21 protein-coding genes are annotated in these 25,313 nt (G+C 64.8%); 9 read left to right on the top strand and 12 right to left on the bottom strand.

The genetic code is table 11. From position 1 onward, the window contains the following. The first annotated feature begins 34 nt into the window (after positions 1-34). Both A3AS_RS0105410 and A3AS_RS0105405 read left to right on the top strand, forming a co-directional pair. The gene (locus A3AS_RS0105410; RefSeq protein WP_026201692.1) at positions 35-1,321 is read left to right on the top strand and encodes a serine hydrolase; all 1,287 of its coding nucleotides are present in this window, start codon (positions 35-37) and stop codon (positions 1,319-1,321) included. A gap of 1 nt (position 1,322) precedes the next feature. Further along, a complete protein-coding gene (locus A3AS_RS0105405; RefSeq protein ID WP_018316577.1) occupies positions 1,323-2,585 on the top strand; it encodes a serine hydrolase in 1,263 nt (420 codons plus the stop codon). 63 nt (positions 2,586-2,648) lie between these two features. Here A3AS_RS0105405 and A3AS_RS0105400 read toward each other — a convergent pair whose 3' ends face one another. The 6 genes from A3AS_RS0105400 to murI form a co-directional block, all read right to left on the bottom strand. After that, positions 2,649-3,716: a low specificity L-threonine aldolase gene (locus A3AS_RS0105400; protein ID WP_018316576.1), complete on the bottom strand. Its 1,068-nt coding sequence runs from the start codon at positions 3,714-3,716 to the stop codon at positions 2,649-2,651. An 89-nt stretch (positions 3,717-3,805) separates the two neighbouring features. Continuing rightward, positions 3,806-4,423, bottom strand: coding sequence for a 30S ribosomal protein S4 (rpsD, locus tag A3AS_RS0105395; RefSeq protein WP_018316575.1), 618 nt, complete (start codon positions 4,421-4,423; stop codon positions 3,806-3,808). A gap of 278 nt (positions 4,424-4,701) precedes the next feature. Beyond that, positions 4,702-5,469 carry an acyltransferase gene (locus A3AS_RS0105390; RefSeq protein ID WP_018316574.1) on the bottom strand — a complete coding sequence of 256 codons (768 nt, stop codon included), beginning with the start codon at positions 5,467-5,469 and terminating at the stop codon, positions 4,702-4,704. Positions 5,470-5,572: 103 nt separating this feature from the next. Continuing rightward, positions 5,573-5,956, bottom strand: a complete 384-nt coding sequence (locus tag A3AS_RS0105385; protein WP_018316573.1) for a cupin domain-containing protein — start codon at positions 5,954-5,956, stop codon at positions 5,573-5,575. Between the two features lie 68 nt (positions 5,957-6,024). Next, positions 6,025-6,798: an HpcH/HpaI aldolase/citrate lyase family protein gene (locus A3AS_RS0105380; protein ID WP_018316572.1), complete on the bottom strand. Its 774-nt coding sequence runs from the start codon at positions 6,796-6,798 to the stop codon at positions 6,025-6,027. A gap of 61 nt (positions 6,799-6,859) precedes the next feature. Then, entirely contained in the window at positions 6,860-7,651 is a 792-nt protein-coding gene (gene murI, locus A3AS_RS0105375; RefSeq protein ID WP_018316571.1) for a glutamate racemase, read from the bottom strand. A gap of 243 nt (positions 7,652-7,894) precedes the next feature. On the opposite strand from murI, the gene A3AS_RS0105370 reads away from it, so the two are divergent. Further along, entirely contained in the window at positions 7,895-8,536 is a 642-nt protein-coding gene (locus A3AS_RS0105370) for a glutathione S-transferase family protein (RefSeq protein WP_018316570.1), read from the top strand. Positions 8,537-8,546: 10 nt separating this feature from the next. Here A3AS_RS0105370 and A3AS_RS0105365 read toward each other — a convergent pair whose 3' ends face one another. Together A3AS_RS0105365 and A3AS_RS0105360 are read right to left on the bottom strand one after the other, a co-directional pair. Next, entirely contained in the window at positions 8,547-9,353 is an 807-nt protein-coding gene (locus tag A3AS_RS0105365; protein ID WP_018316569.1) for a Crp/Fnr family transcriptional regulator, read from the bottom strand. A gap of 252 nt (positions 9,354-9,605) precedes the next feature. Beyond that, complete coding sequence (locus A3AS_RS0105360; protein WP_018316568.1) at positions 9,606-10,676, bottom strand: preprotein translocase subunit SecD; 1,071 nt, start codon at positions 10,674-10,676, stop codon at positions 9,606-9,608. Between the two features lie 249 nt (positions 10,677-10,925). Here A3AS_RS0105360 and A3AS_RS0105355 point away from each other — a divergent pair, with 249 nt between their 5' ends. The 5 genes from A3AS_RS0105355 to A3AS_RS48160 all read left to right on the top strand — a co-directional run bounded on the left by A3AS_RS0105355 (position 10,926) and on the right by A3AS_RS48160 (position 18,786). Continuing rightward, complete coding sequence (locus tag A3AS_RS0105355) at positions 10,926-12,833, top strand: acyl-CoA synthetase (protein WP_018316567.1); 1,908 nt, start codon at positions 10,926-10,928, stop codon at positions 12,831-12,833. 189 nt (positions 12,834-13,022) lie between these two features. Then, complete coding sequence (locus tag A3AS_RS0105350; protein WP_371260657.1) at positions 13,023-14,846, top strand: caspase domain-containing protein; 1,824 nt, start codon at positions 13,023-13,025, stop codon at positions 14,844-14,846. Next, positions 14,843-16,681, top strand: coding sequence for a caspase family protein (locus A3AS_RS0105345; protein WP_018316565.1), 1,839 nt, complete (start codon positions 14,843-14,845; stop codon positions 16,679-16,681). Before A3AS_RS0105350 ends, A3AS_RS0105345 begins: the two co-directional genes overlap by 4 nt. Next, positions 16,678-18,534, top strand: coding sequence for a caspase family protein (locus tag A3AS_RS0105340; RefSeq protein WP_018316564.1), 1,857 nt, complete (start codon positions 16,678-16,680; stop codon positions 18,532-18,534). Before A3AS_RS0105345 ends, A3AS_RS0105340 begins: the two co-directional genes overlap by 4 nt. Positions 18,535-18,639: 105 nt before the next feature. Then, a complete protein-coding gene (locus A3AS_RS48160; protein WP_018316563.1) occupies positions 18,640-18,786 on the top strand; it encodes a hypothetical protein in 147 nt (48 codons plus the stop codon). Between the two features lie 128 nt (positions 18,787-18,914). Here A3AS_RS48160 and A3AS_RS0105330 read toward each other — a convergent pair whose 3' ends face one another. Next, complete coding sequence (locus A3AS_RS0105330; RefSeq protein ID WP_018316562.1) at positions 18,915-20,087, bottom strand: M20 aminoacylase family protein; 1,173 nt, start codon at positions 20,085-20,087, stop codon at positions 18,915-18,917. Between the two features lie 106 nt (positions 20,088-20,193). Beyond that, positions 20,194-21,501: an adenylosuccinate lyase gene (purB, locus tag A3AS_RS0105325; protein WP_018316561.1), complete on the bottom strand. Its 1,308-nt coding sequence runs from the start codon at positions 21,499-21,501 to the stop codon at positions 20,194-20,196. A 557-nt stretch (positions 21,502-22,058) separates the two neighbouring features. On the opposite strand from purB, the gene A3AS_RS0105315 reads away from it, so the two are divergent. Continuing rightward, complete coding sequence (locus A3AS_RS0105315; RefSeq protein WP_018316559.1) at positions 22,059-22,646, top strand: TetR family transcriptional regulator; 588 nt, start codon at positions 22,059-22,061, stop codon at positions 22,644-22,646. Between the two features lie 449 nt (positions 22,647-23,095). Here A3AS_RS0105315 and A3AS_RS0105305 read toward each other — a convergent pair whose 3' ends face one another. Both A3AS_RS0105305 and A3AS_RS0105300 read right to left on the bottom strand, forming a co-directional pair. After that, positions 23,096-23,746: a response regulator transcription factor gene (locus A3AS_RS0105305; protein ID WP_018316557.1), complete on the bottom strand. Its 651-nt coding sequence runs from the start codon at positions 23,744-23,746 to the stop codon at positions 23,096-23,098. A gap of 7 nt (positions 23,747-23,753) precedes the next feature. After that, positions 23,754-25,124, bottom strand: coding sequence for a sensor histidine kinase (locus A3AS_RS0105300; RefSeq protein WP_018316556.1), 1,371 nt, complete (start codon positions 25,122-25,124; stop codon positions 23,754-23,756). Between the last annotated feature and the right edge of the window lie 189 nt (positions 25,125-25,313).

The raw sequence follows: 25,313 nt of genomic DNA, 5'->3' as shown, positions 1-25,313 counted from the left end.
TACACTCCGCCGGGCCATGTTCCGGGGAGGGGATATGATTTCACAGTCTGGACTGCGTGCGCTGGTCTGCGGCGCGCTGGTGTTGCTCGGCGCGATGTCGCTGGCGCGAGCGGAGGGCACCTACGAGATTCCGGCCGGCGCGCATTTCAATCAGGAGAAGCTCGGCAAGATCAGCGAATTCTTCAAGAACGAGGTTGCGACCGGCAAGATCGCCGGCGCGACCGTACTGATCCGGCAGCACGGCAAACCGGTCTATCACGAAGCCTTCGGCGTGCAGGACGTGGTCAGCAAGGCGCCGATCACGGACAAGACGATCTTCCGCCTGTTCTCGATGTCCAAGGCGATCACTTCGGTGGTCGCGATGCAATTGGTCGAGGACGGCAAGATCAAGTTGGATGATCCCGTCTCGAAGTACATTCCGTCCTTCGCCAATGTGAAAGTCGGCGTCGAGAAGAAGGCGGAGGACGGTACCAAGTCGCTCGAGCTGGTGTCGCCGAACCGGCCGATGACGGTGCATGATTTGATGACCCACACATCGGGCATCACCTATGGCTTCTATGGCGACAGCCTGGTCCGCAAGGCCTATCGCGATGCCAACATCTACGCAGGCGATTTCGACCTCGCCGAGTTCGCCGAACGCGTCGCAAAACTGCCGCTGCACAACCAGCCGGGTGCGCTCTGGCAATACGGCCATTCCACCGACGTGCTGGCACGCGTGATGGAGATCGCGGCCGGCAAGCCGCTGATCGACATCATGCGCGAGAAGCTGCTCGATCCGCTCGGCATGGTCGACACCGGCTTTTTCGTCACCGCTCCCGAGAAGCAGAAGCTGCTGGCGCAGCCGGTACCGAACGACAGCGACTTCCGCGTTGGCCGGATCAATGATCCGACCGTGGTCAAGAAGATGCAGTTCGCCAGCGGTGGCATGGTGACGACCATGGCCGATTATGAGCGCTTCGCGCAGATGCTGCTCAACGGCGGCAGCCTCGACGGCAAGACCATTCTCAAGCCTGAGACGTTCAAGCTGATGACGACCGATCAGCTCGGCCCCAAATCAGGCGTCGATCGCGATTATTTCTACTTCCCCGGCGACGGTTTCGGCTTCGGCCTCGGGCTCGCGGTGCGCACCGACCCCGGCAACGCAAAACCGCCGCCGCCCGGCAATCTCGGCGAGTTGAAATGGGACGGCGCCTCCGGCTGCTATTTCGTCATCGATCCCAAGCAGGACATGTTCTTCGTGCTGCTGGAGCAGACCCCGACCGAGCGCCAGCGCGTGCAGCGGACATTGAAGCTGTTGGTCTATGAAGCCATGGAAAAGTGACATGTTCGGGCGCCGCGCTTTCATCGCGGCGCTCGTGCTTCTGGTCGGAGCGGTCGGTGCGAAGGCCGGCTCCGAAGCACGCAGCGCTCGCACTCTCTCGGCCCAAGGGCTGGCGAAGGTCTCCGACTACATCCGCAACGAGATCGTGACCGGCAAGATTCCCGGCGCCATTCTGCTGCTCCAGCAGCATGGCAAGCCGGTCTATTACGAGAATTTCGGCGTTCGCGATGTCGCGACCGAGAGTTCGATGAGCGCGGACACGATCTTCCGTCTCTATTCGATGTCGAAGCCGATCACCTCGGTCATGGCGATGATGCTGGTCGAGGAAGGCAAGCTCGCGCTCGAGGATGCCGTCGCAAAGTACATTCCGGCCTTTGCCGATATGAAGGTCGGCGTCGAGAAGAAGGCGGAGGACGGCAAGGTCTCGCTGGCACTGGAGCCGCTGCAGCGTCCCGTCACGATCAAGGATCTGCTGCGCCACACCGCGGGGCTGCCTTACGGTTCTTCTGGCGGCGGCGCGGTGCGCGAGCTCTATGCGGCCGCCAACCTCTTCAATGGCGATGTTTCCAACGCCGATTTCGTCGCGAAGCTCGCGGCGCTGCCGCTCGCCGAGCAGCCGGGCACGCTGTGGGACTACGGCTTTGCCACCGACGTGCTCGGCCGGGTTGTCGAGGTCATCTCGGGCAAGACGCTGCTGCAGTTCGAGAAGGAGCGGCTGCTCGACCCGCTCGGCATGACGGAGACGGCGTTCTACGTCACCGACCCCGCCAAATTCCCACGCATCGCCGAACCGATGCCGGATGATCGCAACATCAATGCAACGACACCGGTTCGCGACATCAGGCGCCCGGCGATCTGGCAATCGGGCGGTGCCGGCCTCGTCGCCACAGTCGGCGACTACGCCCGCTTCGCGCAGATGCTGCTGAATGGCGGCAGCTATGAAGGCCGGCGCTATCTCAAGCCCGAGACCATCGCGCTGATGGCGTCGGATCACATCGGGCCGGAAACGAAGATCGCGCGCGATCAGAACTATTATCCGGGCGGCAGCTCCGGCTTCGGCCTCGGTTTTGCGGTGCGCACTTCGGTGCCCCCGGGGACGTCATGGCCGCTTGGCGAATATCGCTGGGACGGCGTCGGCGGCACCTTCTTCTTCATCGACCCCGAAGACGATCTGTTCGGGATCTTCATGGTGCAGACCCCGTCGCAACGCGGCCGGATCCAGCTGGCGTTGAAGACGCTGATCTATCAGGCGATGGGTCGGTAGACTCTCGTTTTGACGCGTTTTCTTTACGCGAACCGGTATCCACTTCGCTCGAAAACGCTCTGACTACGCCCCGCGCACGATCTCGCGCACGTACCCGATGGTCTCCTCGATCTGGCTCGCATCGACGTCGAGATGGGTGCAGGCGCGGATGCGGCCGTCCATCATCGCAAGTGTCACGCCGCGCTGGCGCAGTGCCGCGACCATCTTGTCGCCGGCAATGCCGGCGCCGTCGGGCTTGAAGAACACGAGATTGGTCTCGGGCTCCTGCACCTCGATGCCGGGGATCTGCGACAGCCCGCGGGCGAGCGCGCGCGCATTGGCGTGATCGTCGGCGAGGCGATCGACATGGTGGTCGAGCGCGTAGATGCAGGCGGCGGCGCAAATGCCAGCCTGCCGCATCGATCCGCCGAGGCGCTGCTTCCACTGCCAGACCGCATCGATGAAGGCGCGCGAGCCCGCGAGCACGCCGCCGATCGGCGCGCCCAGGCCTTTGGAGAAGTCGATCCAGGCCGAATCCCAGCCCGCCGTCATGTCACGCGGGGAGATGCCGCTGGCGACGGTGGCATTGAGGAGACGTGCACCGTCCATGTGGGTGACGAGGCCGTGCTGTTTCGCGATCGCGACGATCTCGTCGAGCACTGCCTTCTTCCAGATCGTGCCGCCGCCGATATTGGCGGTCTGCTCGACGCTGACGACGGTCTGCGGCGGCTGGTAGCGCGTGCGTGGATGCAGGGCTTTCCGGAATGTCTCCGGCGTGAACTGGCCGTCGGGGCCCTTGAGCTGCGTCACCTGAAAACCGCCGATCGCCGCATGCGCGCCGCCTTCGCGGGCGATGATGTGCGCGGTCTCGTGCGCCAGGATCTCGTCGCCGGGGCGGCAATGCACCAGCGTCGCGGTGACGTTGCACATGGTGCCCGAGGGCATGTAGACCGCGGCTTCCTTGCCCATCAGTGCGGCGACGCGCTCGCACAGCGCGTTCACGGTCGGATCGTCACCGACCTGCTCGTCGCCGACCTCGGCGCGCGCCATCGCCTCGCGCATCGCGGCCGTCGGCTTGGTCTGCGTGTCCGAGAGCAGATTGATGCGCACCGGCGGCGCCTTGGGATCGATCGGGGGAGGGGTGTAGAGCATGCGACGGCTCCTAACGCATTTGCGGCCACTGAATTGTGGCTCTTAAGCAAAAAGGCCCCGGCGAACCGGGGCCTTTCGATATTCAGATCTTAGCGCGAATAGAATTCGACGACCAGATGCGGCTCCATCTGCACCGGGAACGGCACGTCGGAGAGGCCGGGGATGCGCACGTATTTCGCGGTCATCTTGCCGTGGTCGACTTCAAGATAGTCGGGAGTGTCGCGCTCGGGGAGCTGGCTGGCTTCCAGCACGTGGGCGAGCTGCTTGGAGGCTTCCTTGACCTCGATCACGTCGCCGACCTTGAGCTGGTAGCTCGAGATGTTGACCTTGCGGCCGTTCACCTTGATGTGGCCGTGGTTGATGAACTGGCGAGCGGCGAAGATCGTGGAAACGAACTTGGCGCGGTACACGACCGCGTCGAGACGACGCTCCAGCAGGCCGATCAGGTTCTCGCCGGTGTCACCCTTGAGGCGGCTCGCCTCGACATAGATGCCGTGGAACTGACGCTCGGAGATGTTGGCGTAGTAGCCCTTCAGCTTCTGCTTGGCGCGCAGCTGCACGCCGAAGTCCGAGAGCTTGCCCTTGCGGCGCTGGCCATGCTGGCCGGGGCCGTATTCGCGGCGATTCACGGGGCTCTTCGGGCGGCCCCAGATGTTCTGGCCCATACGGCGATCGAGTTTGTACTTCGCCTCACTGCGCTTAGTCATCGCGTCCTCTTCAGGTACATGGTTTGAGGAAACGCGCCCTCCTGTGTGACGGGCTAGCCCGGCACTGACAGGTCCGATCCCCAAAGCTTCAAGGGAGAGGACCACGGGTCGCGAAACGCTTCGCGGGCCGAAATCGGCCCGCGAGCAGGCGGCTTTTAGGGGAGTTTGGGGTTCGCTGTCAATTGTTTAGCCCGTCATTCCGGGCGATGCGCCAGCATCGACCCGGAAATCTCGAGGTTCCGGGTTCGGCTCTGCGAGCTGCCCCGGAACGACGGTGCTTATGTCCCGACCACTCTTATCGGCTTTGACCCCGCCGCCCGCAATTCGGCAGCGATTTCAGTGTTCAGGACCTGTTCCAGCCGGGTCAGGACCCGGGCGATCGGGGCGGCGTCGGTGACCCGGTGATCCCAGCGGATCACGACATGAATGGTCTGGTCGGGCTCGACCAGGCCGTAGCTGACGATGAAGGGGCCCGGCGTGATCGGATGGAGCTCTCCGCCGCCATAGGCGGCCACCGAGCTCACCGCAAAGCTGCCGAACCAATTGCCACGCTGGCGGCCGAAATTGAGGCCGATCGCCCAGGACAGGCGCCGCAGCGGCAGCGGCAGGCGGGTTGCCCGCATGATCTTCCGGAACATCGGAACGTCTGCGATCGGCGCCGTTTTGCCGCGCCGGATCTCGGCATCGACCGCGGCCAGCGCCATGGCCTCGGGAGCCGCGATTCGCTGCGGCATCACGCATTCCTCGCCGTCCTCGACCCGGGCGATCGCCACCGACGCCACGCTGTTCGGCAATTCGTAGAACGTCGGCCAGGGCCATTTGGCGTAGACGGTGCGCAGGATCGGCTCGTCCCTGGCGACCAGGGCGAACGCCTTGACGAAAGTGGCTGCCCAGCCGGCCGGCGTGGCGGCTCCGGCGCGAGCCTCGAGCAGGGGGCGGATATTGAGCGAACGGGAGAGCGAAACGAACGGCACGTCCATCGACGCGCGCATGAGGTCGCAAATCAGGCGGCGCGGCAGCGAAATGGGCTTTGGCGTCCCCCGCATCGGTCTTCGGTTCCTACAGATGAAAAAATGTGCAGCGAGCGGGTCCCGCTCGCCGTTTCCTTTAGCACGAACCAACCCGCCAGGGGTTGAACGGTTCGACCAATCAGGGAGCCGGCGAAGCCAGCGGCTTGGTCTTGTCGACGACGTAAACTCCAAGCACTTTCATGGCTTTATCGCCATGAGCCTTGGCGTCATGCACGACGCCTGCCGGGATCTGGTAGGAATCGCCGGCTTTCAAGGTCTTCTCCGGCTGCCCGTCGACGAGGAGATTGAGCTCGCCTTCCAGCACATAACCGGTCTCAATTCCGGGATGGGTATGGCGTCCGGCCGCGCCGCCCGCCGGGACCTCCGCAATGGCGGTGACGGTATTATAGCCCTCCGGAAATTCGACTTTCTGGAGCGGGGTGCGCTTGATGCCAGGCTGCTGGGCGAAGGCGGCGACGGCGAGGCCGGTAAAGGTCAGAGCGAGCAAAGTCTTCTTGAGCATGGTTTTTCCTCCCTATTCGGCCGACCCTAGCAGGGCCGCAGTTCCCGGCAAGCTGGCAGTCGGCCTGCTCAGCGCCTGATGCCCTCGAACGCCGCCATGATGCCGCGCTGGAGCAGCGACCAGTCGAAGCCCAGCGCGATCGCGCGGTAGCCGCGGTCGACCAGGGCGTTGGCCTGGTCGGCGGAGCGGGCCACGCCGCCGATCGGCACGCCGCTTCTAAGGATGCCGGCCTCGGCGCGCGCGACCAGCTCCAGCAGTTCCGGATCGTCCATCTGGCCGCGCTTGTTGATGGATGTCGCGAGATCGCCGGGCCCGATCACCGCGACGTCGATGCCCGGCGTCGCCATGATCTCGTCGATGCGGTTGACGGCATCGACATGCTCGATGGTGATCATGCAGATCATCTCGTCGTCGGCGCTCGCCATGTAGTCCGGCATCGACTGGCCCCAGCGGAACGGCGCGTGGAAGGGCCCCCACATACGGTCGCCGCGCGGCGGGTAGCGCACGCTGCGGACCGCCTTCTCAGCATCGTTGCGGTTCGTGATCATCGGAAAGTTGATGCCGAAGGCGCCGATGTCCATCGGGGCTTTCGCAAGCCACGGCTCATTCGCCGCGATCCGCACCAGGGGAGTGCACGGCGTGCCTGTGGTCGCGGCGATCATCGCATGCGCTTCGGTCAGCCCGATGGGACCATGCTCGAGATCGACGATGATCCAGTCGAGCGAGCGCGCCATGATCTGCACCATCTGCACGCTCGGGATGGTCGCGATCGCGCCGAAAGCGGGGCGGCCATCGCGCCACAATTGGCGAAGGCGGTTGAGCGGCGGAGTCTGGACCGACATGGAAAGGCCTGCAGTGAGGTGACGACGGCAAAACCTAGCAGCGCGGCGCCGATGCGCAAAGTCAGGCCAGCGCGCGGCCGCCGAAGAACGGCGTCAGCGTAGCCGAAAGGCCGTGCACGCGGTTCGAGGTGAAGATCATTTCGGCGCCGGCCTGTGCGATGCCGCCGATGCGCGGGCCGAGCAGATCCGAGACGCGGCGGGCGATCGCCGGCGCGGGATCGATCCAGTCGACCGGCCAGGGTGCCAGCCGCTTCAGCCGGTCGAGCAGCAGCGGATAATGTGTGCAGGCGAGCACGACGGTGTCGGTGCGCGAGGTCGCGTCTTCGCCGACGAAGCAAGGGGCGAGTTCGGCCAGGATGTCGCCGTCGCTGACGGAAGCGCCGCTGAGTTCAGCTTCAGCCAGCGAGGCAAGCTCAGGCGAGCCGACCAGCGTCACCTCGCAGCCCTGCGCGAAATCGCGGATCAGGGCCTTGGTGTATTCGCGCTTCACCGTGCCCTTGGTGCCGAGCACCGAGACGCGGCGGGTCCTCGATTGCGCGCAGGCCGGCTTGATCGCCGGCACCGTACCGACGAAGGGCACCGAATAAGTGGCGCGCAAGTGGGACAGGACCAGGGTGGACGCCGTGTTGCAGGCGATGACGACGATATCAGGGTCATGCGTGCCGATCAGCTCACCCATCAGCGGCACGACGCGGGCGATGATCTCGTCCTCGCTGTGGTGGCCGTAGGGGAAGAAGGCGTCGTCGGCGACGTAGGCGAAATGGGCGTCCGGACGCGCGGCCACGACCTCGCGGAGCACCGTGAGCCCGCCAAGGCCGGAATCGAACACCAGGATCGTCGGAGGATTGGTCACGTCATTACCCTAGCCCGTCATGGTTACCATTCGGTTTTTAGGGCGATTTTGCGGCGGGGCCGTTTTGGAGGGAGGCTGGAGGCGCCGCGGACAGGACATACCCGGTGGGCTGGGCCCCGGCTCTGCAGCGCCGTCGAAGCGGCACCGCGCTGCATCCGGGACGAAAGACCGAGATGCGTCCCCGGCAATGGCAGGCTATACGCGTCTTCACGACGTGCCCAACTTACCGCTGCAGGAGGCCGCATGCTCACCGTCCATCATCTCGGCAAGTCTCAGTCCGAGCGCATCGTCTGGCTGTGCGAGGAGCTGGGGCTTGACTACGAGCTGAAGCGCTACGCCCGCGATCCCGTCACCATGCTGGCGCCCCCGGAGTACAAGGCGCTGCACCCGAGCGGGGCAGCGCCCGTCGTGACTGACGGCGATCTCGTGCTCGCGGAGTCTGGCGCCATCGTGGACTACATCGTCGCAAAGTACGGCAACGGCCGTCTGGTGCTCGGCCCCAATGATCCCGCCTTCCCGCAGTTCCTGTACTGGCTTCACTTCGCCAATGGCACGTTGCAACCCGGCATGGGGCGGATGATGATTCTGAATCGACTCGATCTTGCAAAGGACAACCCGACCCTGCTCGCCATGAAGGGACGGCTCGATCGCTCCTACGATCTCCTCGACGCCCGCCTTCGCGATGCCGAATATCTGGCGGGCAATGCCTTCACCACCGCCGACATCATGATGGGCTTTTCGCTGACGACGATGCGCTACTTCCAGCCCTACGATGTCCAACGCTGCCCGAACGTGGTCAAATATCTCGGCCGTGTCAGTGCACGTCCGGCCTATCGGCGCGCGATGGAGAAGGGCGACCCCGGCATGGCGCTGCTGCTAGGCTGAGCAGCGGCGATCACGCGATCCTGTTCGTCGTGGCCGCCCGCTCCGTGGCGAGCTGCTTCTGCAAACGATCGATGTTCTGCAGCAGGCGCTGGCTGGTCAGCACCAGGAAGTAATAGCCGAACTGCGGGTCCTGGAAGTAGATCTCGAGCAGCCGGTCGTAGGTGATCGTCAGCACCTGGCCGTCCTCGATGCATTCGATCGTTCCGGTGCGCCGGTTGTCGGGCGTCAGGAAGCCGAGCTCTCCCATCAGCGCTCCGGGCCCGATCTCGACATTGATCTCCTTGACCAGGAACTTGCCGGTGACCGTGAGGAGCATCTCCTTGGCAGGATCGCCCAGTTTGAACAGCGTGTCGCCGCTTCGATATTTGCGCTCGGTCATGAATGGCTTGAGCCATTCGATCGACATGTCGCCTTCGGCGGCATGGCGCGCCTTCTTGACCAGCTTGAGCATCTGCCGCAGGCGCAGGGCGTTGATCGGAAGCAGCAGCAGATAGAGCAGGAACGTCGCGACGTTGGCGGAGAGCGCGCCGAAAACGGCGAAGAACGCGCAGCCGATCATGTTGGCGACGCGCAGCGGCACCATGGTCCGCATCAAGAGGGTGGCGACGAAGAAACCGGCGCCGACCGCGGCGAACAGATTGGCAAACGTGATGTTGTGGACGAAAATCTCCAGCAGCCTATTGAAGATCGCGTCATAGGTGACGTTGTTCGGATCCAGGCCCATCTGGACCAGGATCTTCGCGATCCTGAGGTTGTCCGTTGCCGCATCGAGAATGCGGTCGAGGATCGAGGAAATGTCTGCGCTGCCGGACGGCATGGTACTAACCCCGCGTAAGGCTTTCAGTCCTGGTCGGTATGCTCGACACGTATAGCCGAAATCGAATGACGGCCGCCTGAAATGAAGCCTTTGGCCGTCACGCCGCAAGAGGCAAATTTTAGCCTGATCGGGCGTTTCGGCAATTGCCCGTTGGTTGTGCGTCCGGCCGCAACGCGGCCGTGATTCGGGGCGGGCTTCGGCGTCGCGGAACGGCCGGATGCCCCTGGTGGGGCGCGTCTGACGATCTTCCCCTTATGGCTTGGCGGCGGGTTGGATGACCTGCTGCTCGACGAGGCCAAGACGTCCGGGCAGCGAGCCGGCGCGCAGCAGCATGGCGACGCTGTTCGCCTCTTCCAGGGTGAAGTTGCCGGAAATCTGGACGGAGCCGCCGGTGATGGGCTCGCGGATCACCGGGGAGGAGATCACCTTGTCGTCGAGCGCGATGGCGAAGGGCATTCCAACGTTCTCTGCGGTGATGTGAGCGAAGCGCCGCGTACCGCGGCCGTTGAAGCGGAACGAGGCGATCGGCTCCTTAGTGCCGCTCGAGAATCCCGGTCCCGCGTAGCTGATGTCGTCGCCGTCGAGCACGCTGGCCTTGACGAGGTAGGGAAGCTTGTCCTTGAAGCCGAACATCACTTCCGTGCCCGCCGGAGGCGTGCCGGATTGCGCCTGCTCCGCCGACATCGTGACATCGATCAGGCGGAAGCTGACCTTGACCTTCCTGGCGAAGATCGCGGTGATGCGCTCGGGCTCCATCGTGCCCGGCAGGAAGATGCGGATGCGGTCCGTTCCCTCAGGCTGGACGCTGGCCAGAGTGACGCCGGCGTCCTTGAGGCGCTGCTCGATCATGGCGATGGAATCCTCGACGAGATCTGCGGCGGATGCGGCATCGGTCGGCACGAGCCTGATCAGCCCGTCTCCGGCGTCGGTCACGGCGAGGGCGTGCGTGGGCAATCCCTCTGCCGCCGAGGCGAGCTTGCGCGTCAGCAGCTCGCGGCCCTTGGCGTCCGCGATCTTGACCTCGACGCCGCCGTCACGAATCGCAAGGCCGGAGAAGGCGATCCGGCCCTCGCGCAGGGTCTTGTAGACGTCGTCGCGCAGATCCGTGGTGACCGCCTCCCGCAAGGCGTCACTGTCCACCTTGTAGATGATGCGCGATCCGCCCAGCTTCTCCATCTTGTCGGTGATGAATGCCGCGATCTTGGCCCGCATCTTGTCAAGCTGGCCGTCCGCGGCGAATGTTGCGGAGGGCAGCGCGATGGCTGTTGAGATAGCGCACGCGGCGATCAGCCGTGTGATGCGGTTCCGCAGGGACATCGTCATGGTGACCTCAAGTCTTGCGGCAGGGCGCTGGCGAGCGAATTCAGTGCCAGTTCTTGGTCCCCGGATCGGCCGCAGAGGTTCAAGCGCCTTAGGTTCGCGTTCGAGTGCCGCAGCCCGTTGGCAATGGACGAACGCCAAATCATCCATCATTCTGTCGGCGCCCGGCTGGCCATCGGTCGGGGCCTCGCCGACCCAAAAATGTCAAAAGACAGGGGGCGTGGACATACATCTGAGGGAGGACGGAATTCCATGGCGGGCATCCACGCGCTCGATCGGCTCATTGGCAATGACTATCCGGATCTTTTGACCGACGAGGAGGTCCGGGCGTTCGAGCGGGTCCCCTATGCGGACCGCATCGCTGCCGAGAGCACGCTTGACGCCATCAAATTGGGCGCGGCGCGCAATCCCGACGGCGCGGCGATCCAGTTTCTGCAAAATGCTGATCCCGCCGACACGCCACTGGTGGTCACCTACCGCGATTTCATTGCGCGCGTCACGCAGGCTGCCAACATGTTTCACGCGCTCGGCGCGGAGAAAGACGACGTCATCAGCTTCATGCTGCCGCTGGTGCCGGATGCCTTCGTGACGCTGTTCGGCGCGGAGGCCGCCGGCATCGCCAATCCCGTCAATCCGCTGCTCGAGCCGCACCAGATCGCGGAGATCCTGGAAGCTGCGAACACCAAAATCCTGGTGGCGCTCGGGCCGATGCCGGGCACCGATATCTGGCAGAAGGTCGAGCAGATCCGCCCGCAACTCAAGCACCTCAAGGCGATCGTGCAGGTGTTCGGCGGCGGCGATCCGGCGAATGGCATCTTTGCTTTCAGCGACCTGATCAAGCAGCAGCCGTCGGATCAGCTTGTCAGCGGGCGCAAGATTTCGGGTGCCGACATCGCGGCCTATTTCCACACCGGCGGCACCACCGGCACGCCCAAGCTGGTGCGGCACACGCATACCAACCAGGTCTACCAGGCCTGGGCGCTCAACCTGCTGCTAAGGGCGAAGCCCGGTGCCAATTTGCTGTTCGGCATGCCGCTGTTTCACGTCGGGGGATCGCTGACCCAGGTGCTGACGATGCTGTCGGGCGGCGGCTCGCTGGTCGTGCTGTCGCCGAGCGGCTGGCGCAATCCGAATGCGGTGAAGAATATCTGGAAATTGGTCGAGCGCTTCAAGCCGGAAGCGCTGTCGAGCGTGCCGACGGTGCTCGCCGCAACGCTCGCGGTGCCACCTGATCAAGCCGACATCTCAAGCCTCAAATATGCCGCCGGAGGCGGCTCGGCGATCCCCGTCGCGGTCGGCTCGGCGATCCAGGACAAGCTGAAGCTGCCCGTGGTCGAGGTCTACGGCATGACCGAGACCTCGAGCGTGCACACGCTGGCCTATCCATCACGGCCGATCCGGCTCGGCTCGGTCGGCTTGCCCATGCCTTATGCGCGCGTGCGCATCGTGCAACTCGATGCCGATGGTCGCCTGATCCGCGACTGCGCTCCGGATGAGATCGGGGTCGTCATCATGGCAGGGCCCGGCGTGTTCGGCGGCTATCTCAACGACGAGCACAACAAGGGCGCGTTCGTCGACGGGGTCTGGGTCAATTCCGGCGATCTCGGCCGGCTCGACGCCGACGGCTATCTCTGGATCACCGGTCGCGCCAAGGACCTCGTGATCCGTGGTGGCCATAACATCGATCCCGCGCCGGTCGAGGAGATCATGTTCCGGCATCCCGCGGTCGGCTTCGCCGCCGTAGTCGGCCAGCCCGACGCCTATGCCGGCGAACTGCCGGTGGGCTACGTGCAGTTGAAGCCCGGCGCGACCGTGGAGCCCGGCGAACTGGAATCCTGGGTTCGCGAGCGCACGCCGGAGCGGGCCGCCGTCCCGGTGCAGGTCATTCCGATCGACCCGATGCCGGTGACCGGTGTCGGCAAGGTATTCAAGCCTCAATTGCGCTGGGACGCGGCTGAGCGCGTGTTCACCAAGGTGCTCACGCCGCTGGTCGAGCGCGGCATCGATTGCAGGGTCAAAGTCGGTGCCCATGGCAGTCACGGATCGATCGCCACCGTGACCCTTGCCGGCCTGCCATCGGACCAGCGCGAGGCGGTTGCGAGCGAGGTACACGCGCTGCTTGCACCCTTCGTCATGCGCCACGAGGTGGTGCAAATGTAGCGGCCCCGACAGACGGCGGCGTCACCTGGAAAAACCAGGGTGACGCTTCGCCGCATTATCCTTACCCCCGTTAGACCGGCTTGTGTGACAGGAATCACATAGGAAGAATTAGCAATCGGCGACGCTAGCGAATAGTCTCAGGGAATTGCATCCGGGGGGACGCAAGTGATTCCGTTTCGGCTATTTGCTGTGTTGATATTTGCGATTGGCTTTGCCTGCGGACCGGCGCATGCCGACCGGCGGGTCGCGCTCGTGATCGGCAATTCCGCTTACAAGAGCGCGCCCAAGCTCAGCAATCCCGTGAACGATGCCACGCTGGTCGGCGGCATGTTCAAGAAGGCGGGCTTTGATTCCGTCGACGTCCGGCTGGATCTCAGTGCCAGCGAGATGCGGCGCATGCTGCGCGAGTTTGCCGGCAGGTCGCGCGATGCGGACGTGACGGTGATCTATTACGCCGGCCACGGCATCGAGCTCGATGGAGCCAACTATCTCATTCCGACCGACGCGACACTGGAGACGGACGGCGACGTTCTCGACGAGACCATTCCGGTCGAACGCGCACTTTTCGCGGTCGAGCCGGCCAAGCAGCTGCGCCTGATCATCCTGGATGCTTGCCGCGACAACCCGTTCGCCAAGTCGATGAAACGCACGCTGGCTTCACGCGCCGTCGGGCGCGGGCTCGCCAAGGTCGAGCCGACCAGCCCGAACACGATGATTGCGTTCGCGGCCAAGGCGGGATCGACGGCGTCCGATGGCGATGCGCGAAACAGTCCGTTCGCCGCTGCGCTGGTCGAGCATCTGCCGAAGCCGGGCCTTGATCTGCGCAAGGCCTTCGGCTTCGTGCGCGACGACGTGCTCAAGAGCACGAGCTACAAGCAGGAGCCCTATGTCTACGGCTCGCTCGGCGGCGACGACGTGCCCCTCGTCGTGCGGCCGGCCGCGACCGGTCCGCAGGCCAACCCGCAGGATGCCATTCGCAGGGATTACGAGCTCGCGCTTCAGCTTGCGACGCGCGACGGCTGGGAAGCGTTTCTGGCGGCGTATCCGGACGGTTTCTACGCCAACTTGGCCAAGGGCCAGTTGAACAAGATCGCCGCCGAAGAGACGCGCGCTTCGGCTGAGCAAAAGGCCAAGGCAGCCGAGCAGGAAAAGACGAGGCTGATCGCCGAGCGCGCCCAGAAGGCCGAGCAGGAGAAGGCAGCAGCTGCTGCCAAGGCGGCGGAAGAGGCGCGGATCGCCGCAGAGAAGCAAAAGCAGATCGAGCAAGCGAAAGCGGAAGCGGCCGAGCACCAGCGCAAGGTGGCTGAGGCGGCGGCTGCGAAGGCGCTTGCCGAGAAGCAGGCAGTGGAGAAGGCCAAGGCCGAGCTTGCCGCGAAGCAGGCGGCGGAGAGGGCTGAGCAGGCCGCAAAGCCGGCTGCCGACCGGCAGCTGCCCGAAGTCGAGAACCAGAAAGTGGCCGCGCTCTCGCCGGGGTCGACACCCACATTGTCAGCGGCTGACCTCGCCAAATCCGTACAGAGCGAATTGCGCCGCGTCGGGTGCCTGACGTCGGCCGCTGAGGGCGAGTGGAGTTCGGCTGCGCAGCGCTCACTGACGCTGTTCAACAAATATGCCGGCACCCAGCTCGACGTGAAGNTCGCGAGCGTGNANGCGCTCGATGCGCTGAAGGCGAAGCCCGGACGGGTGTGCCCGCTGGTGTGCAATTTCGGCTTCAAGGCCGACGGCGACCAATGCGTCAAGATCACCTGCCGCGCCGGCTATCGCGTCGGCGAGGACAATGAATGCGAAAAGGTCCAGGAAAAGAAGCCGGTCGCGACGCGCGAGGACACGCGGAAGCGCGACGCAGACCGCAGGGCAAGCGAAACCGCGCCGTCGGCACCGCAGGCATCCGGCCAGATATTCTGCAATGCTGCCGGCTGCCGCCCCGTCGGCAAGGGATGCAGAATAGAGCGCGCCAGCACCGCTGATGCGAGCGCCGTGATGGCCGGCCGAACGAGAGAGGTCTGCAATTGAGAGCGTATCGCTTCATTGCTGCCATCATCTTCGGGACCTGGCTCGTTTGCGGGCCAGCGCAGGCCCAGAAGCGCGTCGCGCTCGTCATCGGCAATTCCGCCTACAAGAGCGCGCCGAAGCTGGGCAATCCGGTGAACGATGCCGGCTTGATCGGAGGTATGCTCAAGAAAGCCGGATTCGACACGGTCGACGTCAGGCAGGACCTGAGCGCACCTGAAATGCGCAAGGCGCTGCGGGAGTTCGGCACCCGGACGCGGGATGCCGACATCGCGGTCATTTACTACGCTGGCCACGGCATGGAGGTGGATGGCACCAACTATCTGATCCCGACCGATGCCGCGCTCGAGGCCGACACCGACGTCTACGACGAGGCGTTGCCGATCGATCGCGTGTTGGTGAGCATCGAGCCTGCCAAGCAGCTTCGGCTCGTCATTCTCGACGCCTGCCGCGACAATCCCTTTGCCAAGACGATGAAGCGCACGGTGGCCTCGCGCGCGATCGGGCGGGGCCTCGCCAAGATCGAGCCGACCACCCCGAATACGATGATTGCGTTCGCGGCCAAGGCCGGTTCGACGGCGTCCGATGGAGACTCCCGGAACAGCCCGTTCGCTACGGCTCTCGCAGAGCACCTGCCAAAACCGGGCCTCGATCTGCGCAAGGCATTCGGCTTCGTGCGCGATGACGTGCTGAAGAGCACCGCGAACAAGCAAGAGCCTTTCGTGTATGGCTCGCTCGGCGGCGACGACGTGCCGCTCGTTCCTGCCAAGCCCGTTGCGACCGGCCCGCAAGCCAATCCGCAGTCTGAGCTCAGGCGAGACTATGAACTTGCGCTCCAACTCGGCACCCGTGACGGCTGGGAAGCGTTCCTGGCGCAATATCCTGAGGGATTCTATGCGAATCTCGCCAAAGGCCAGTTGAACAAGATCGGCGCCGAAGAGACGCGTGCCTCAGCCGAGCAAAAGGCGAAGGCCGCCGAGCAGGAAAAGACCAGGCTTATTGCCGAGCGCGCCCAGAAGGCCGAGCAGGACAAGGCGGCCGCTGCGGCCAAGGTTGCGGAAGAGGCGCGGATCGCCGCAGAGAAGCAAAAGCAGATCGAGCAAGCGAAAGCGGAAGCCGCCGAGCACCAGCGCAAGGTCGCCGAGGCGGCCGCAGCGAAGGCCTTGGCCGAGAAGCAGGCGACCGAGAAAGCCAAGGCCGAGCTCGCCGCGAAGCAGGCGGCAGAAAAGGCGGAGCAGGCCGCAAAGCCGGCCGCCGATCGGCAGCTGCCCGAAGTCGAGAACCAGAAAGTGGCCGCGCTCTCGCCGGGGCCGACACCCACATTGTCAGCGGCTGACCTCGCCAAATCCGTACAGAGCGAATTGCGCCGCGTCGGGTGCCTGACGTCGGCCGCTGAGGGCGAGTGGAGTTCGGCTGCGCAGCGCTCACTGACGCTGTTCAACAAATATGCCGGCACCCAGCTCGACGTGAAGNTCGCGAGCGTGNANGCGCTCGATGCGCTGAAGGCGAAACCGGGGCGGGTCTGCCCGCTGGTTTGCAATTTCGGCTTCAAGGCCGACGGCGACCAATGCGTCAAGATCACCTGCCGCGCCGGCTATCGCGTCGGCGAGGACAATGAATGCGAAAAGGTCCAGGAAAAGAAGCCGGTCGCGACGCGCGAGGAGTCGCGGAGGCGGGATACGGATCGAAAGCAAACGGAAGCCGCACCGTCGGCGCCCCAGGCGTCCGGACAGATGGTCTGCGGCAACGCGGGGTGTCGGCCGGTCGCAAAGGGGTGCCGTCTCGGAACGGCGAAGCAAAATCACGGAGTCACTGTCACCACCGAGATCTGCAATTGAGCGTGTATCGGCTCATTGGCGTGATAGCCCTTGCGACCTTGTTCGCTTGTGGGCCTGTCTGGGCCGAAAAGCGCGTCGCGCTCGTGATCGGCAACTCCGCCTACAAGAACACGCTGCGGCTCACCAATCCCGTGAACGATGCTGCCCTGATCGGCGACATGTTCAAGAAGGCCGGTTTTGATGCGGTCGACGTGAAAACAGACCTGAACGCCTCCGAGATGCGGCGGACGCTGCGTGACTTTGCCGGCAGGGTCCGCGACGCCGACATGGCTGTGATCTACTACGCTGGCCACGGCATCGAGCTCGACGGCAACAACTATCTCATCCCGACCGACGCCATGCTGGAGACCGACGGCGACGTTCTCGACGAGACGGTTGCGCTCGATCGTGCGCTGTTCGCCGTCGAGCCGGCCAAGCGGCTGCGCCTCGTCATCCTCGACGCCTGCCGCGACAATCCCTTTTCCAAGACCATGAAGCGCATGGTGGCCTCGCGCGCGATCGGGCGAGGTCTTGCCAAGGTCGAGCCGACCAGCCCGAACACGATGATCGCGTTCGCGGCCAAGGCGGGATCGACTGCATCCGACGGCGATTCCCGCAACAGTCCCTTCGCCACGGCGCTGGTCGAGCACCTGCCGAAGCCGGGGCTTGATCTGCGCAAGGCGTTCGGTTTCGTGCGGGACGACGTTCTGAAGAACACCGGCAACAGGCAGGAGCCCTATGTCTACGGCTCGCTCGGCGGCGACGACGTGCCGCTGGTGCCGGCGAAGCCGGCCGCTGTCGCGGGGCCGCAGGCCAATCCACAGGACAGCGTGCGCAGGGACTATGAGCTTGCGCTTCAGGCCGGCCTGCGTGAGGCCTGGGAAGCCTTCCTGCAGACATATCCAGATGGCTTCTACGCCAATCTCGCCCGCGTGCAGCTGAAGAAGATTGCCGCCGAAGAGGAGCGCACGGCGGCGACCGAGAAGGCCCGGCAGGCCGAGCAGGAGAAGGTGAAGCTCGCCGCCGAACGAGCCCACAAGGCGGAGATGGAAAAAGCCGCCGCTGCCGCCAAAGCCGCCGAGGACGCGCGGATCGTGGCGGAGAAGCAGAAGCAGATCGAGCAGGCGAGGGCTGAAGCAGCCGAGCGCGAGCGCAAGATCGCCGAGGCTGCGGCCGCGAAAGCGCTGGCCGAGAAGCAGACGGCAGAGAAGGTCAAGGCCGAACTCGCTGCGAGGCAAGCCGCCGAGAAAACCGAGCTGGCCGCAAAGTCGGCGGCCGATCGACAGTTGCCCGAGGCCGAGCAGAAAGTTGCTGCCCTCTCGCCTGTACCAGCATACACCTTATCGGCGGCTGATCTTACAAAATCCGTCCAGAGCGAGTTGCGCCGTGTCGGCTGCCTCACCTCGGCTGTGGAGGGCGAGTGGACGTCGGCCGCGCAGCGCTCACTGACGCTCTTCAACAAATATGCCGGAACCCAGTTCGACGTGAAGCTCGCCAGCGTCGACGCACTCGATGCCCTCAAGGCGAAGCCGGGGCGCGTCTGCCCGCTCGTGTGCAATTTCGGCTTCAAGGCCGACGGCGATCAATGCGTGAAGATCACCTGCCGCGCCGGCTATCGCGTCGGTGACGACAACGAGTGCGAGAAGGTCCAGGAGAAGAAGCCGGTCGCGACGCGCGAGGATTCAAGGAGACGGGATACGGAGCGAAAGCAATCCGAATCTTCGCCGTCCAAACCCGAGGCCAGCGGGCAGATCTTTTGCAATTCGGCGGGCTGTCGCCCGGTTCAAAAAGGATGCCGGCTTGTAAGCGGGGTTATCCAGGGAAGGGTCAGTCCAAATGCCGCGGCCGGCGGCAATTATGAGGTCTGTAATTGAGCGCCGCTCGCAGCGGACGTGGTGGGAGAACGTAGTCCGCGGCCGACGGACGCCGTGCTACGTCGCCGTCGTCTATTCCTTCGCGCCGAGGGAGATCGCGTACTGGTGCCGCCGACACCGAAAAAGCTGATCGACCCTCGCCCGAACGTCGCGCTCGCGGCCAAGACCTGTGACGCTTATGTCAGGCCCGACGGGCTGATGTTCGTCTCCGACTGGAACGCCGGCATGCATGTGCTGCAATATCAGGGATGAGAGTGGGCAGGGTGGGTTAGCCGAAGGCGTAACCCACCCTGGCCATATCCGCGGAAACAGAAGTGGTGGGTTACGCCTAGTCGATGCGCTTGCGCATCCACGGGGCTAAAACCCACCCTACAGACCTTCTACCCCGCCGGCATCCGTGTCTCGACCAGGCGCGCCCAGAACGAGGCGCCGTGGCCCAAAATGTTGTCGTTGAAGACATAGGCCGGATGGTGGCACTCGTTGCCGTCGCCCATGCCGACTAGCACCATCGCGCCGGGACGCGCCTCCAGCATGAACGAGAAATCCTCGGCGCCCATCATCGGGATGAACTTGTCGTTGACGCGATCGGTGCCGACGATGTCGCGGGCGACGTCGGCGGCAAGGCCGGCCTCGCGCGCATGGTTCATCGTCACCGGATACATCCGGCTGTATTTCGTCTCGGCCGAGCCGCCATAGGCGCGGGCGACGCTCTCGGCGACTTCGCCGATGCGGCGCTCGACGAGATCGCGCACCTCAGGATCGAGCGTGCGCACGGTACCGCCGAGCTCGGCGACCTCCGGGATGATGTTGAAGGCGGTGCCGGAGTGGAATTGCGTGATCGAGATGACGGCTGACTTCAGCGGATCGACGTTGCGCGCCACGATCGATTGCAGCGCGTTGACGATCTGCGAGCCGATCAGCACGCTGTCGACGGATTTGTGCGGACCCGCGCCGGCGTGGCCGCCCTTGCCGTGGACGGTGATCTGGATGTTGTCTGAGGAGGCCAGCATCGCGCCGGGCGTGGTTGCGAAATGGCCTTCGGGCAGGCCCGGCATGTTGTGCATGCCGTAGACCTCCTGGATGTTCCAGCGCGTCATCAACCCGTCCTCGACCATGGCCTTGCCGCCCCCGCCACCTTCCTCGGCGGGCTGGAAGATCATGATCGCCGTGCCGTCGAAATTGCGCGTCTCGGCGAGATATTTGGCGGCGCCCAGCAGCATCGCGGTGTGGCCGTCATGGCCGCAGGCGTGCATCTTGCCGGGGACCTTCGACGCATAAGGCACGCCCGACGTCTCCATGATCGGCAGCGCGTCCATGTCGGCGCGGAGCCCAATGGTCTTGCCGGAGGCGGACTTGCGGCCGCGGATCACCCCGACAACGCCGGTGCGCCCGATACCCGTCACCACTTCGTCGCAGCCGAATTCGCGCAACTTCTCGGCGACGATGCCGGCGGTGCGGTGGACCTCGTAGAGCAATTCGGGGTTCTCGTGGAAGTCATGGCGCCAGGCGGCCATTTCGTCGGAGAGGGCGGCAACGCGGTTGACGATGGGCATGGGGTGGGATCCGTTTTTTCTTCGTAGGGCGGGTTAGCGTAGCGTAACCCGCCGCGATGCCGGGACGGAAGGCGGATTACGCTACGCTAATCCGCCCTACAAGATGTCAGCTTTCGCCGAACACGCGCTTGAAGATCGTGTCGACGTGCTTGAGGTGATAGCCGAGGTCGAACTGCTCCTCGATCTCGGCGTCCGAGAGATACTTCTTCACCTCGGTGTCCTTCTTCAGCAGCTGAAGGAAATCGCCTTCGCCGCGCCAGACCGGCATCGCGTTGCGCTGCACGAGCTTGTAGGCGTCCTCGCGGCTCGCGCCCTTCTGCGTGAGCGCCAGGAGCACGCGCTGCGAATGCACGAGGCCGCCGAGGCGGTCGAGGTTCTTCTGCATGTTGGCGGGATAGACCAGCAGCTTGTCGATCAGGCCGGCGAGGCGCACCAGCGCGAAGTCGAGCGTCACGGTGGCATCCGGGCCCATCATGCGCTCGGCCGAGGAGTGCGAGATGTCGCGCTCGTGCCAGAGCACGACGTTCTCCAGCGCAGGCGTCACATAGGCGCGCACCATACGGGAGAGACCGGTGAGGTTTTCCGACAGCACCGGGTTGCGCTTGTGCGGCATCGCGGAGGAGCCCTTTTGTCCTTCCGAGAAGAACTCTTCGGCCTCCAGCACTTCGGTGCGCTGCATGTGGCGGATCTCTACCGCGATGCGCTCGACCGAAGAGGCGATCACGCCGAGCGTCGAGAAATACATCGCATGGCGGTCGCGCGGGATCACCTGGGTCGAGATCGGCTCGGGGACGAGGCCCATGGCTTTCGCAACGTGCTCTTCGACGCGCGGATCGATCTGCGCGAAGGTGCCGACGGCGCCTGATATGGCGCAGGTCGCGACCTCCTTGCGCGCCGCGATCAGGCGCTCCTTGGCGCGCGAGAATTCGGCATAGGCATAAGCGAGCTTGAGGCCGAAGGTCACGGGCTCGGCATGGATGCCGTGGCTGCGGCCGATGGTCGGCGTCATCTTGTGCTCGAAGGCGCGCTTCTTGAGCGCGGCCAGCACCTTGTCGAGGTCGGCGAGCAGCAGGTCGGCGGCGCGGGTGAGCTGGACGTTGAGGCAGGTATCGAGCACGTCGGACGAGGTCATGCCCTGGTGAACGAAGCGCGCCTCGGGGCCGACGATCTCGGCGAGGTGAGTGAGGAAGGCGATGACATCGTGCTTGGTCTCGCGCTCGATTTCGTCGATGCGGGCGACGTCGAAGGTGGCGTCCTTGGCCTTGGCCCAGACCGTTTTGGCGGCCTCCTTCGGGATGGTGCCGAGTTCGGCGAGGGCGTCCGCCGCATGCGCCTCGATCTCGAACCAGATCTTGAACCGGGTCTGCGGCTCCCAGATCGAGGCCATTTCCGGGCGGGTATAGCGGGGGATCATCTGATGGCTCCAGGAAGGTGGGCGGGCGATCCCGAGGGGCGGCGCCAGCCAAAATGCTTTTTACGCCGTGATTTAACAGAGCAGACAGGGCGAAACAAACGGTCTGGGCCCCGCGAGAGGGGGATTGCCGAGCTATCCACCGGACCGGAGGCAGGGGTTGGCGACCCCAGCCGCAAATATTAACTGTCAATCACGGATCATTGACTGACAGATATTGAAATCTGTCAGCGGGACGTGTATATCCGTTCTCGGACGCTCCGATTGGGCGTCCCGCGACAAGCCCCGGGGAGCCCGACATCCGAGCCAAGCTCGGATCGGAGGGCGGATTGAAGAGCGGGGACCGCGGACGAATGGAGACTTAAGACAATGACAACCGAAATCATCAACCTCACCGGCGCGATTGGGCATTGGCTCAATTTGCTGGTAGCGCGCCAGATCGCGGCGCAGGCTGCAAAACTGCCTCATTAAGGCGAGAGCTTTCCGAAACAGCCGGCATGGGCGCTTCGGAAGCAGCTCCATCGCCGGATAACTGAGCCCAACGGGAACATGGTGCTGGCATGAATGAAGCCGTTGTCTTGACGCCGGAGCGGATCCTCGAAGTGACCGAGGACGTCTTGCGGCGTTACGGACTTGCCAAGGCCACCGTGGTCGACGTTGCCCGTGCGCTCGATGTGAGCCACGGCAGCGTCTATCGCCATTTCCCGAGCAAGGCCTCGCTGCGCGAGGCCGTCGCCAAACGCTGGCTGGACCGCATCGACGCGCCGCTCCGCCAGATCGCCGCGGAGCAGGGCCCGGCGCCGGCGCGGCTCGAGCGCTGGCTGCGCACGCTGTTCGCCGCCAAGCGTTCGCGTGTGCTCGACGACCCCGAGATGTTCGAGACCTATCTGACGCTGGCGCGCGAGGCCTGCGCGGCCGTCAAATGTCACAAGGACACCATGATCGACCAGATCTCGGCGATCCTGACGGACGGCGTGAAGCAGGGCGCATTCGCCATCGGCGACGTCAAAACCACCGCGCGCGCGATCTTCGATGCCACCGTCCGCTTCCACCATCCGGCGCATGCCGACGAATGGAAGGACGCTGATCTGCCGGCGCGTGTCGACGCGACGCTCGCGCTGGTGCTGCGCGGCCTGAAGGCGGCCTAGACCCTGAAGGCGGCCTAGACCCGGAGGCCTATCTCACCCTCTTGCCTTGTGAAGAAGCGCACTCTCCCGAACGGGGGGCGCGGCCGTTGCGTGCCTGCGCGGCTGAAACGCACCGCCGTTGGTCGCCGGGACGACTGGCGGGCTCTCCGGATATGCATTGACCGCGATTTCGACGGCATCCTTTGACCGCTTTCGAAGGCGGTAGAATGTCAGCTCCTGCTCGAGCATGGGGCAGCGGAAGTGGACGACGGCCGTATCGGGCAGGCGGCAAAGTTCATCGATGAGCTCGCCTACGGTGATGATCGGGGGATGGTCGACTGCCTTGTGATGAGCCTTACTCATGGCGATTCCTCCACTCTACTCCTAACCGGAGCCGGATGGCCTCCGTTCCATCGGGCCCGGCAGATTCCAAATCTTCAAGTGACGTGGGGAAAGCGGCAGCCCCGCTGCTAGATCTTCGTCAGCCCGCAGGTCGCGGCGAGCCGCACCAGCTGCGCGTCGGTGCGCGCGCCGGTCTTGGTCTTGATCAAATAGTGGTAGTTCTGCACTGTCTTCACACTGAGATTGAGATGCGTCGCGATCTGCTCGGTGGTGGCGCCGCCGGCGAACTGGCGCAGGATCTCGATCTCGCGTTCGCCCAGCTGATCCAGCGCTGAGCCCGCCGACAGGCTGTCCTCGGCGAGGATGTGCGCGATATCGTCGCTCATGGCCCGCTCGCCGCGCGCGACAGCGCGGATCGCGGTGACGACGGCGGACGGCTCGCTGCTCTTGGTGACGAAGCCGCTGGCTCCCGCGCTGAAGGCGGCTTTCACCAGCACGGCCTCGTTGTGCATGGTGAAGACGAGGATCCGCGCCCGCGGACTGCGCGCGCGGATATTGCGGATCGCCTCCAGCCCGCTCGCGCCGGGCATCGAGATGTCGAGCAAGACGACATCAGGATCATGCGCCTTGAATGCGCCGTAGGCGTCCGCGGCGTTGTCGGCCTCCGCCACGACATGCAGGTCGCCCTGGCTTTCCAGCACGCGCCGATAGCCTTGGCGGACGATCGGGTGGTCGTCTACGAGCAGCACGGAGATGCCTGTTGCTGCAACCTCGCTCATTCCGCCCTCACGCGGCGAGTGGGATGGTGGCGGCGACACTGAGGCCGCCGCGGGCGGGCAGGATCGAGAGCGATCCGCCGGCCGCCGTGACGCGCTCGCGGATGCCGGTCAGGCCGAAGCCGGCCGATTGCGAGACGCGCTCCGCATCACCGCCGCCGTCGTCCTCGACGCGGATCAGCAGCGCGTCGTCCTCGCCGGCCCGGCGTTCGATGCGCAAAGAGATCTCGCGCGCCGCACCGTGACGCAGCGCGTTGGTCAGGCATTCCTGTGCCACGCGATAGGCCGTGGTGGCGGCCGGACCGCTGATGTCAGTGAGGTCACCCCTGAGATCGAGCTGGATCGTCGGCCGCGCCGCGCTCTGCGAGCGCCAGCTGTCGACGAGGTTGACGAGGCTTGCCTCGAGCCCGAGCTCCTCGGGCAGTGGATTGCGCAGACGCTTCAGCGCATCGCGGAGCGATGCCATCAGATGATGGGTCGCCTGCGAGATCATGCGCGCATCCTGCGCGATGCCATTATCCCGGTTGTCCTTCGTGCTCGCCGTTTCGATCGTGTTGGCGAAGGCGAGAATGGCGGAAAGATTCTGTCCGAACTCGTCGTGCAGCTCGCGGGCGAGGGCGCGGCGCTCGTCGTCGCGGATCTCGATCAGGCGCCGCGTCAGCGCGGCGCGCTGCTCGGTGGCTTCCTCCAGCCGGCCGCCGAGTTCGTCGACGGCGCCGCCGATCATCGCCAGCTCCATGGAGCGGAAGCGCGGCAGTTTGGTGCGATACTGCCCGCGCGCCATGCGCTGCAGGGCGGTCACGATCGTGCGCGCCGGTGCCAGCGCATGCGCGATCGCCAGCGAAGCCAGCAGCGCGATCGCCGCCGCCATCAGTAGCGCGACGTCTATCACGTTGAGGATGTATTCCCAGGCGAGCGAGATGGCGGCCGCGGCATCCGGCGTCGCGACCACGGTGCCGGCGGCCGCGGCGCGTGGACTGACGGGCCGAACCACCTCGGCGTGGCTGCCGAGGAAGGTCGGCACGATCGCGGCGAACCAGCGCGGCGGGATCTTGCCCAGCCCTTCGCTCTGGCCGCAGAGCGGCTTCTCGAATGCCGCGGCTGGCTGGAACTCGACGCAGACTCCGGGCGAGATCAGCTTCATGGTCTCCAGGGTGCGCCAGTCCGGAACGGGCAGGAGATGCTCGCGCGCTCTGCTGCTGCGCAACAAAAGCTCGCGCCAATACAGCGCCTGAAGCGCCTGCGCGACCCGCTGCGCCGAGGCCGCAGTGGACCGGTCGACGCTGCGATAGGCGTCGAATGTGGCCCATATGGTTGCCGCGCCAAGGCACAGGGCCACGATAAGCAGCAGACGGGCGACAAGCTGAAGCACGAGGCGCATGCGATCATCCCCGACGTTTGATAAGCTCAGCCTAACAACGCCGCCGCGCCTTGCCAATTGCGGGGTGTGGCGGGACTGCTGCTCGGGCAAATTTCCCAAGCCGGATTGGGCATGGGTCTTTGGACCTGATACGGCGGCTTTGATCTAATCGACCGGAAATCTTTGCAGGCCAATCGTTGCGGGCCGGGA

Source organism: Bradyrhizobium sp. WSM2793 (genome assembly GCF_000379585.1).
GTDB lineage: Bacteria > Pseudomonadota > Alphaproteobacteria > Rhizobiales > Xanthobacteraceae > Bradyrhizobium.
Note: the sequence above shows the minus strand (reverse complement) of the source record. Positions and strands in the feature narration are given on the sequence as shown.